The sequence below is a fragment of the Gammaproteobacteria bacterium genome (genome assembly GCA_011682695.1).
Lineage (GTDB): Bacteria > Actinomycetota > Acidimicrobiia > Spongiisociales > UBA4744 > BMS3Bbin01.
This window is the reverse complement of sequence record JAACED010000078.1, coordinates 1-8,244: the sequence shown is the minus strand read 5'-3', so window position 1 is coordinate 8,244 and position 8,244 is coordinate 1. Positions and strand designations below refer to the sequence as shown.

Here is an 8,244-nt window from a genome sequence, read left to right as displayed (position 1 = left end):
CTGATGACCGATGACTGATGACGCCCTCCTGCGCGACTCCGGTCTTCCGCTCCACGAAGCGGAGCGTCTGTTGATGGCCGTCACGGGCCGGTCCCGGTCGGGCCTCTACACCGGTGGTGCGCCCACGGCAGGGGAGTCGGCACGATTCGCCCGTCTGGTCGTGCGACGCAGAGCGGGCGAGCCGCTCCAGTACCTCGAAAGAATCATTCCGTTCGGCCCGGCAGACCTGCGGGTGGATGGCCGTGCTCTGATTCCTCGTCCGGAAACCGAGTATCTCTGGGAGCAGGCCTCCCAGGTCATCGGTGGTGCGGGATCCGGTACGCGAATCGTCGATCTGTGTACCGGTTCGGGGGCGCTTGCCGTGGCCCTCAAGAAGGCCTTTCCGGAGGCTCGTATCACGGCCACCGACCTGTCGGAGGAAGCGCTTGTACTCGCCGCCGAGAACGCTGCGATGAATGACCTCGCCGTGGATTTCTACCAGGGGGATCTGTTCTCGGCACTCCCGGCTGCAATGAACGGTCGCATCGATCTCCTCGTGACGAACCCGCCGTACGTGTCGGAAGCCGAATACCGGGCGCTCCCCGACGAGATCCGCTCGTACGGCCGCGCGCCGCGCTGGTCGCGGGCCCGGATGGCGACGAGATCCTGGAACGCATCGCCGATGAGGTCTACTGGTGGCTGGCCGAGGGTGGTTGGTTCTTCTGCGAGATCGGTGAGACCCAGGGCGAGCGGGCGTTGGAGCTGTTCGGCGGCCGGCTGTTCTGCGAGGTCCGCAACGATCTCACCGGACGGCCCAGGATCCTCGTTGGCCGCAAGGAGCGCAAGAACAACACCTGAGAAACCCCGAACCCAGGGCTCAGAGGTACGCCATGAGGACCCGTGGCTATTTGGGCAGGATGTAGGTTCCCGTCGCGTGGGCGACGAGGATCTGGTTGGTGTCGAGGACCATTCGCACCTCCCCGTAGGCGCGCCGACCGGTCACCTCGATCAACGTGGCCGTAGCCGTCACACCGCTGTCGACGGCGGGCCGAAGGAAGTGTGTGGCCAGCTCGGACGTGACCGCCATCGGCTCGATTCGATCCAGATTCCCGAACACGGCGCAGTACAGGGCAGTGTCCGCCATCGTCATGAGCAGTGGTCCTGAGATGTAGTTGCCGGGACGTAGCCAACGCGGCCCGTACTCCCAGTGCACCACTGCTCTGTTGGCGTCGACTTCGGTGCAGGTGATGTCCATGTCGCCTGCCGATGGCATCGATTGCCGAAGGAACTCGTTGATCGTCTTTGGGTTCATGAGCAGAAACTAATCCGTTCTCGTGACGGTTGGACCGGATAGTTCCCGTGAAGCGTCACGAGAAGGGGTGGATCGACCGCCGGTGTGGTGAAATGGTGTCTGTGGACGATATGACGATCGGTATCTTCGACTCGGGGGTCGGGGGACTGTCGGTGTTGCGGAATCTCGAACACCTCGTCCCGGGACACCCGATCATCTACCTTGCGGATCAGGCGTGGGCGCCGTACGGCGAGCGCAGCCTCGACGAGGTGCGCGGGCGCGCCGAAACGGTGACTCGGATGCTCCTGGCAAGGGGTGCCGGACTGATCGTCGTTGCCTGCAACAGTGCTTCTGCCGCCGCCTTGCACACACTGCGGCACCTGTTTCCGAGCATCCCCTTCGTGGGCATGGAACCGGCCGTCAAACCTGCTGCAGAGCAGACGGCACGAGGAGTCGTCGGTGTCTTGGCTACCAACGCGACCTTCCAAGGTGAGTTGTACGCCTCTGTCGTGGATCGCCACGCGGCAGGAGTCTCCGTCGTCGATCAGGCCTGTCCGGGGCTCGCTATGGCGGTGGAGAGAGGCGAGTCCGGAGCAGTGCACGCCATGCTCGAGATGTACCTCGCTCCGCTGCTCGCCGCCGATATCGACACGCTCGTTCTCGGATGTACCCACTATTCGTTGCTGATACCGGCGATCGAGGCAATCGTCGGTAGGAACGTCGCCGTCATCGATCCCGCGCCCGCGGTGGCTCGCCAGACGGTGCGTATGCTTGACGGGGCCATCCGCTCGGGCGCTCGCACCGAGTATCTGACAACGGGGGACGCCGATCGATTTGCCCGTCAGATCCTCGAGTTGAGCGGCGAGGAGATACCGGTTGGCTTCGTAGACGAACTGGAACGTGAATCCGGAGGTGTCCCGTGGGGATGATCGAAGATGCCGTGGCGGCCATCCGGGATGGAGAGATCGTGGGCGTTCCCACGGATACGGTGTACGGCGTTGCGGCCGATCCCGCGAACGACGCGGCGCTCGAGCGTCTCGCACTGCTCAAGGGCCGAGCCGGTGACCACCCGTTCCCCGTGCTCGTCACTTCCCTGTACCAGGCAGCGGGCCTCGTGGAGTTCTCTGCTGCGGCGACCCGGCTGGGAACAGAGCACTGGCCGGGCCCGCTGACCCTCGTCCTTCCGGCACGACGCGACCTTCCCGTGGCGCACGGCGGCACGATCGGTGTGCGGGTGCCTGATCATCCTGCCGCTCTCTGGCTGCTCGAGGTTGCCGGGCCTCTCGCAGTCACGAGTGCGAACAGAAGCGGTGAACCTGCCGCTCACGACGATCAGGAGGCGAAGGCCATCTTCGGTGACGAGGTGGCGGTCTATCTGGGTGGCAGGAGTCCAGGAGGAACCCCGTCGACCGTCCTCGACTGCACCGTCGACCCTCCGGTACTTCTGCGGGTCGGCCCGATCGGTTGATGGCTCGCCGCGTGTAGCCTGGTGCGAACTCAAAACCGAGGTTCCCATGACTGATTTGCGTCCCATCGAGGTGTCCGATCCGGAGGTCGCCGCGCTCATCAAGGCCGACGTCATCCGCCAGGATTCACACATCCATCTCATCGCTTCGGAGAACTTTGCCTCGTGCGCCGTCATGCAGGCGTCGGGGTCGGTGTTCACCAACAAGTACGCAGAGGGGTATCCCCGGCGGCGCTACTACGAGGGCTGTCAGGTTGTCGACGAGGTCGAGGATCTGGCGAGGCAGCGAGCGGTGGATCTCTTCGGGGCAGAACACGCCAACGTCCAGCCGCACTCCGGCTCGCAGGCGAACATGGCGACGTATTTCGCAACGATCAAACCGGGCGATACGGTCCTCGGGATGCGCCTCGATCAGGGCGGACATCTGACCCATGGCTCGCCGGTGAGTTTCTCGGGCCATCTCTACAATTTCGTCGCATACGGAGTGGACCCGAAGACCGAGATCATCGACATGGACGAGGTTCGGCGTCTCGCGCTCGAACACCGACCCAAGATGGTGCTTGCAGGCTATTCGGCCTACTCCAGACGTCTGGATTACGAGGGGTTCCGAGAGATTGCCGACGAGGTTGGGGCCGTGTTCGTCGTCGACGCCGCCCATTTCATCGGTCTCGTTGCCGGCGGGGCATATCCCAATCCGGTCCCGTACGCAGACATCGTCACGGCGACGACCCACAAGGCCTTACGGGGCCCCAGGGGCGGCCTCATCCTCTCCAAAGAGGAGTTCGCCAAGGCGATCGACAAGGCGGTGTTCCCCACAGCGCAGGGCGGAGCACTGTTCAATCAGATTGCCGCCAAGGCGGTCTGCTTCCGGGAAGCAGCTACACCTGCCTATCGCGAGTACGTGTACCAGGTGGTGCGCAACGCCCAAGCGATGGTGGGGCGGCTGACTTCGCTCGGTCTCCGCATCGTGAGCGGCACGACCGAGAACCACATGTTCTCGGTCGACGTGCGCAGCATCGACGACGAACTCACCGGCAAGGAAGCCGCAACGCTGCTCGACGACCTGGGGATCACGCTGAACCGCAATGCGATCCCGTTCGATCCGCGTTCGCCGTTCATCACCAGTGGGATCCGCATCGGGACCCCGGCGGTGACGACACAAGGCATGAAGGAGGCCGAGGTCGAGCACGTCGCAGATCTCATCGCCAGAGCACTTCGCGAACGTCACGACGATATCGTGCTCAAAGAAGTGAGGGGCGCAGCCGGCGAGCTGGCCTCCCGATTCCCTCCCTACGAGGCGCAGTTTCCCGGGCACGTTTAGAGTGGGAGCCATCAGCGAACAGCCATCAGTCGCGTGTCATCATGCGGTGCGCTTGACTGTTGGCCGACCGTCGAGATCCGATGACCGGATGCGAAGCATCCGGCTGATTTGCAAACCGACCGGGGATCGATAACGATGCCGCCGAACTACAGCGCGGGCAAGGGGATCGCCGAGGCAGCCGATATCTCGAGCAGGTTCTTCGCGTCGGCGGTTTCGGGAGGTGCACTCGGCTGGCTGCTCGATCATTGGTTGGGTACGTGGCCGTGGTTCGTTGCTCTTGGAACCGTCGCGGGATTTGCGCTTGGTTTCTACTGGATGTTGTTGTACGCGAGAGAGATGGAACGTCGTGGACGTTGAAGCCAGGATGGGCTCCGAGATGGCCCGGAGGACACTGTGGCTCGGCCCCCTCGTTGCGGCCGTTGCTCTGGCAATCGGGGGTGTTCCCGCAGGGCTCGCGGCACTCGTCGGCGCCGCCATCGTCGCAACCATCTTTCTACTTTCCGGCAGGGCGCTCTCGTGGGCCGGACGGCGCTCTCCAAACGCTCTTGGAGCGGCAGCGCTCGGAGGTTTCGTAGTCCGGCTCGTGCTGTTGACCGCACTCGTGTGGGTTGCGCTCAGGTTTCTCGGAGTAGATCGCACCGGACTCTTCCTGGGTCTCGGAGTTACGTACATTGGGCTGCTCGTGATGCAGGCCCGGAAGGAGGCTGTCAGGTGATTCCGGTTGTACTGGCGCAGATCGTGGAAGTGCCCACGGACATCAACGAGTTGTTCGACTGGCCGGCCGTGTTGCCGTGGGGGATCAACCGCGTCGTGCTGTTGATGTTCCTCGCGACCCTGGCGACGTTCCTTTTTCTCTATATTCCGTTCCGTAAGCCACGGATCGTCCCGACGAAGTTTCAGGTGGTTGTCGAATCGATGGTCGATTTCGTCCGCAAGGACATCGGGCGAGACGTCATCGGCCCGGAGTCGGTCAAGTACGAGTGGCTGCTGATTCCGATGTTCTTCTGGCTCCTCTTCTTGAACCTTCTCGAGGTCACGCCGCTGATCAATTTCCCAGTCACGTCCCGGATGGCCATCCCCGCCTTTCTCGCCATCTTCGTGTGGTTCGTGTTCGTCTTCGTTGGGCTCAAGAAGCACGGCATCATGTACATTGTCCACACGCTCATCCCCCCTGGCGTGCCCAAGCCGTTGCTGCTGTTGATCATCCCGATCGAGCTGATCTCGACGTTCTTCATCCGCCCGGTCAGCCTGGCGGTCCGGCTCTTTGCCAACATGATCGCCGGCCACATCATGCTGGCGGTGTTTTTCGTCACCACGGCCAGCTACTTCGTGTTCGGTCCGAAGTTGATCGCGTGGCCGATTCCGTTCGCGTTTGCCATCGTGATCACCGGGTTCGAGGTCTTCGTCGGAATCCTGCAGGCGTTCATTTTCACACTGCTCACCGCCGTCTACATCGAGAGCTCCATTCACGTGGAGCATTGAGAGGAGAACTACATTGGAACAGCAAGCTGCAGCACTTCTCGGGGCAGGTCTGGCCTACGGCCTCGCCGCCATCGGTCCCGGCATCGGTATCGGCATCGTGGTCGGCAACGCCGTGCAGGCGATGGTCCGGCAGCCGGAGATGGCGGGGCAGGTCCGTACGACCATGTTCCTGGGTATCGCCTTCACCGAGGCGCTCGCCCTCTTCGGTCTCCTTCTCTTCTTCATCCTGTTCGGGCAGGTCTGATGTTCGCCGCGGCGCCACTACTGGTTCTCGCGGCCGAGGAGCGATCGGGCCTGTTCTTGATCCTCCCGGAGATCCACGAGCTGATCTGGGGAATCGTGAGCTTCGCGGTTCTGGTGTTCATGCTCTGGAAATTTGCGGGACCAGCACTCAACCGAACGCTCGAAGCACGCCAGCAGGCTGTCGTCGGCGGCATGCGGGAGGCCGAAGAGGCCAAGCTGGAAGCCCAGGGACTCCTGGACGACTATCGCGAACAACTGGCAAACGCCAAAGAAGAGTCCAATCGGATCATTGAGGAAGCCCGGCAGACGGCTGAGGCGATGCGCTCCGAATTGCTCGCCAAAGCTCAGGCCGAGGCGGAGGAAACCGTCGCGAAGGCCAGAAGCGAAGTTGCCGCCGAGCGTGAGCGAGCACTCGCCGAGGTCCGTCAGGAAGTTGCCAACCTCTCGATCGACCTCGCTGAGCGGGTCGTGCAGGGCAGCCTGGACCGCGAAGCGCAAGAGGTCCTGATCGGCCGCTACCTCGAAGAACTCGAACGGATGGGCTAGACGATGGATGAGCGCATCGTGGGATACGCGGACGCCATCTTCGCCATCGCCAGTGCCGAAGGGCAGCTCACGACCGTGGAGGATGAGCTGTTCACGGTTGCTCGAGCAATCGAAGGTTCCGCGGAACTTGCCGATGCACTGGCAGATCCGCGGTTGCCCACCGAGCGGAAGGAAGCGATTCTCGCCGATCTGCTGGAACGCAAGGCAACGAACCTGACCGCGGCATTTGTACGGTTCGTGGCCGGCCTGGGTCGGGCACGCGACCTTCCGGCGGTTGCCGACGCCTTTGTGGCGCGCGCCGCTGCGGAACGCAAGAAGGCGATCGCCGAGGTCCGTGCGGCGGTGCCGCTGGACGCGGAAACGCTTGCGAAGCTCGAGGAAGCTCTCGGCAAGGCGACCGGAAAGAACATTGAAGTGAAGCTCGTAGTCGACCCATCGGTCTTGGGTGGCATCGTCGCCAGGATCGGCGACACGGTGATCGACGGATCGATCCGTCATCGTCTCGAGAGTCTTCGCCAGACCCTACAGAGCCGCTGATGCGAAGGAGCAACGATGGCTGAACTGACGCTCGACCCGCAAGACATCGCCGCTTCCCTGCGGAAGCATCTCGAAGGCTGGGCTCCGGAGCTCGAAGCCGAGACAGTCGGTTATGTGACAACGCTTGCCGATGGTGTGGCGACGGTGAAAGGCCTTCCCAACGCCATGTCTTCCGAGCTGTTGGAGTTCCCCGGGGGCCTGCTCGGTGTCGCCCTGAACTTGGATGAGGACTCGATCGGTGTCGTGCTGATGGGCGAGTTCTCCCACGTCGAGGAAGGCTCGCCCGTTCGTTCCACCGGTCGGGTGCTCTCGATCGGTGTCGGCGATGCCATGCTCGGACGGGTCGTCGACTCGCTCGGCAACCCTCTCGATGGAAAAGGCCCGATCAATACGACGGAGAGCCGTCTTCTCGAAGTGCAGGCTCCTTCGGTCGTGCAGCGCCAGCCGGTCAAAGAGCCTCTTCAGACGGGGATCAAGGCGATCGATGCGATGATCCCGATCGGTCGCGGACAGCGGGAGCTGATCATTGGTGACCGCCAGACCGGCAAGACGGCGATCGCGGTCGACGCGATCATCAACCAAAAGGGCAAAGACGTGAAGTGCGTCTATGTCGCCATCGGCCAGAAGGCTTCAACTGTCGCCGAGGTTGTCGATGCGTTCCATAAGCACGGTGCGATGGAGTACACGGTGGTGGTCAACGCAGCGGCATCGGCTCCTGCGGCGCTGCAGATGTACGCACCGTATGCAGGTTCGGCGATCGCTCAGCATTGGATGTACAAGGGTCAGCACGCGTTGATCGTCTTCGACGACCTGTCCAAGCAGGCCGTTGCCTATCGGGAGATCTCACTGTTGCTGCGACGTCCTCCAGGCCGTGAGGCATATCCGGGCGACGTCTTCTATCTTCACAGCCGGCTTCTCGAACGCTGCGCCAAGCTCTCGGACGATCTCGGCGGGGGATCGCTGACGGGGCTGCCCATCGTCGAGACGAAGGCGGGAGACGTGTCCGCCTACATCCCGACGAACGTGATCTCGATCACCGACGGGCAGATCTTCCTCGAGACCGACCTGTTCTACTCGGGTGTTCGCCCAGCGATCAACGCCGGCATCTCGGTGTCGCGGGTTGGCGGCAACGCGCAGATCAAGGCCATGAAGAAGGTCGCCGGACCGCTGCGAATCAACCTGGCACAGTTTCGTGAGCTGGAGGCATTCGCCGAGTTCGGCTCCGAGCTCGATGCGGCCAGTGCAGCTCAGCTGGCACGGGGCCGTCGCGTGGTCGAGGTGCTCAAGCAGCCGCAGTTCTCGCCGGTCTCGGTCGAGGAACAGGTGCTCGTGGTCTATGCGGTGACCAACGGATTCATGGATGACATTCCGGTGGGGGAC

The 8,244-nt window shown here is 63.0% G+C and carries 12 protein-coding genes; 11 read left to right on the top strand and 1 reads right to left on the bottom strand.

Annotated elements, in window-relative coordinates:
- Positions 1 to 10: 10 nt before the first annotated feature.
- The gene (locus GWP04_11415; GenBank protein ID NIA26160.1) at positions 11 to 1,144 is read left to right on the top strand and encodes a HemK family protein methyltransferase; all 1,134 of its coding nucleotides are present in this window, start codon (positions 11 to 13) and stop codon (positions 1,142 to 1,144) included.
- Here the strand turns inward: GWP04_11415 and GWP04_11410 are convergent.
- A complete protein-coding gene (locus GWP04_11410; protein NIA26159.1) occupies positions 884 to 1,291 on the bottom strand; it encodes a hotdog fold thioesterase in 408 nt (135 codons plus the stop codon). The two genes, GWP04_11415 and GWP04_11410, sit on opposite strands and share 261 nt — an antisense overlap.
- A gap of 101 nt (positions 1,292 to 1,392) precedes the next feature.
- Between GWP04_11410 and murI the strand changes: the two genes are divergently transcribed.
- The 10 genes from murI to GWP04_11360 form a co-directional block, all read left to right on the top strand.
- Complete coding sequence (gene murI / locus GWP04_11405; protein ID NIA26158.1) at positions 1,393 to 2,199, top strand: glutamate racemase; 807 nt, start codon at positions 1,393 to 1,395, stop codon at positions 2,197 to 2,199.
- Entirely contained in the window at positions 2,196 to 2,738 is a 543-nt protein-coding gene (locus tag GWP04_11400) for a threonylcarbamoyl-AMP synthase (GenBank protein NIA26157.1), read from the top strand. The genes murI and GWP04_11400 overlap by 4 nt, the downstream gene beginning before the upstream one ends.
- Before the next feature lie 46 nt (positions 2,739 to 2,784).
- Positions 2,785 to 4,056, top strand: a complete 1,272-nt coding sequence (locus GWP04_11395; GenBank protein ID NIA26156.1) for a serine hydroxymethyltransferase — start codon at positions 2,785 to 2,787, stop codon at positions 4,054 to 4,056.
- A gap of 135 nt (positions 4,057 to 4,191) precedes the next feature.
- Positions 4,192 to 4,413 carry a hypothetical protein gene (locus GWP04_11390; GenBank protein ID NIA26155.1) on the top strand — a complete coding sequence of 74 codons (222 nt, stop codon included), beginning with the start codon at positions 4,192 to 4,194 and terminating at the stop codon, positions 4,411 to 4,413.
- Positions 4,403 to 4,771: a hypothetical protein gene (locus GWP04_11385; protein ID NIA26154.1), complete on the top strand. Its 369-nt coding sequence runs from the start codon at positions 4,403 to 4,405 to the stop codon at positions 4,769 to 4,771. The genes GWP04_11390 and GWP04_11385 overlap by 11 nt, the downstream gene beginning before the upstream one ends.
- A complete protein-coding gene (gene atpB / locus GWP04_11380; protein ID NIA26153.1) occupies positions 4,768 to 5,538 on the top strand; it encodes a F0F1 ATP synthase subunit A in 771 nt (256 codons plus the stop codon). Before GWP04_11385 ends, atpB begins: the two co-directional genes overlap by 4 nt.
- Complete coding sequence (gene atpE, locus GWP04_11375) at positions 5,534 to 5,782, top strand: ATP synthase F0 subunit C (GenBank protein NIA26152.1); 249 nt, start codon at positions 5,534 to 5,536, stop codon at positions 5,780 to 5,782. Before atpB ends, atpE begins: the two co-directional genes overlap by 5 nt.
- Positions 5,782 to 6,327, top strand: coding sequence for a F0F1 ATP synthase subunit B (gene atpF / locus GWP04_11370; protein ID NIA26151.1), 546 nt, complete (start codon positions 5,782 to 5,784; stop codon positions 6,325 to 6,327). The genes atpE and atpF overlap by 1 nt, the downstream gene beginning before the upstream one ends.
- A 3-nt stretch (positions 6,328 to 6,330) precedes the next feature.
- Positions 6,331 to 6,864 (top strand): ATP synthase F1 subunit delta, encoded by a 534-nt coding sequence (atpH, locus tag GWP04_11365; GenBank protein ID NIA26150.1) that lies wholly within the window; start codon positions 6,331 to 6,333, stop codon positions 6,862 to 6,864.
- A 15-nt stretch (positions 6,865 to 6,879) separates the two neighbouring features.
- On the top strand, positions 6,880 to 8,244 hold a 1,365-nt coding region (locus tag GWP04_11360), incomplete at its 3' end, for a F0F1 ATP synthase subunit alpha (GenBank protein ID NIA26149.1).